This window comes from Arthrobacter sp. TS-15 (genome assembly GCF_006964045.1).
Taxonomy (GTDB): Bacteria; Actinomycetota; Actinomycetes; order Actinomycetales; family Micrococcaceae; genus Arthrobacter.
Genome location: NZ_SDXQ01000080.1, coordinates 1 through 1,124 on the forward strand (window position 1 = coordinate 1; position 1,124 = coordinate 1,124).

Consider the following 1,124-nt stretch of genomic DNA (forward strand, 5'->3'; position numbering starts at 1 on the left):
CTTCGTGAGAACGGCGTCCCAGCCGATGAAGTTGATCAGGTTCAGCTTCTCCGACCGGGCCAGACCGTGGTCGATGATGAAGTACCGGGCGATCAGCAGGAAGGCACACGCCACCCCGCCGCCGATCAGTCCGGCGACCGCGGCCTCCATGATGAACGGCGCCTGGATGTAGAAGCCGGAGGCGCCCACCAGGCGCATGATCCCGGTCTCACGCCGACGGCTGAAGGCCGAGACGCGCACCGTGTTGACGATCAGCATCAGCGCGACGACGAGCATCATCGCCATCACCGCGCGGGCGGCCCAGTTCATGCCGTTGAGGAGCTCGAAGAGGTTGTCGAGGATGCCCTTCTGGTCCTGCACGGACTGCACGCCGTCCCGGCCGTCGAAGGCGGTCGCGATGACCTGGTACTTCTCCGGGTCCTTCAGCTTGATGCGGAAGGACTCCTGCATCTGGTCCGGGGTGAGCGAGGCGGCGAGCGGGGAGTCGCCGAACTGCTCCTTGTAGTGCTTGTACGCCTGGTCGCTGGACTCGTGCGAGACGGTCTCGACGACGGACATCTTGTCGAGGTCGGTCTCGATCTGCTTCTTCTGCTCGGTGGTGACCGCTCCCTTGGCGCAGTTGGGGTCGGACTCCGCGTCGCTCTTGTTGCAGAGGAAGATCGAGACGTTGACCTTGTCGTACCAGTAGCCCTTCATCGTGTTCACCTGGTCGCTCATCAGGAGCGAACCGCCGAACAGGGCGAGGGACAGGGCGACCGAGACGACGACCGCGAAGGTCATCGTCAGATTGCGGCGGAGACCGACACCGATCTCCGACAGAACGAACTGGGCGCGCATGGCGTCTTCTCAGGCCTTTCCGTGGCGGATGCGTGGGGAGTCCTCCCCCTGCTCCGCGGTGAATCCGCGAGCGTGAGGGAGGTCGCGGTCAGTGCTGGTAGCCGTACACGCCGCGCGCCTGGTCGCGGACTAGTCGGCCCTTCTCCAGCTCGATGACGCGCTTGCGCATCTGGTCCACGATGTTCTGGTCGTGCGTCGCCATCAGGACGGTCGTGCCCGTCCGGTTGATCCGGTCGAGCAGCTTCATGATGCCGACGGAGGTCTGCGGGTCGAGGTTTCCGGTGGGC

1 protein-coding gene and 1 pseudogene are annotated in these 1,124 nt (G+C 64.9%); both read right to left on the reverse strand.

Annotation, left to right across the window (positions count from 1 at the left end; all coding sequences use genetic code 11):
- The coding region (ftsX, locus tag EU811_RS22855; RefSeq protein WP_142940542.1) for a permease-like cell division protein FtsX at nucleotides 1-837 on the reverse strand (837 nt) is incomplete at its 3' end.
- Nucleotides 838-925: 88 nt separating this feature from the next.
- Nucleotides 926-1,124 (reverse strand): annotated as a pseudogene (locus EU811_RS22860) (cell division ATP-binding protein FtsE); the annotation flags it as partial.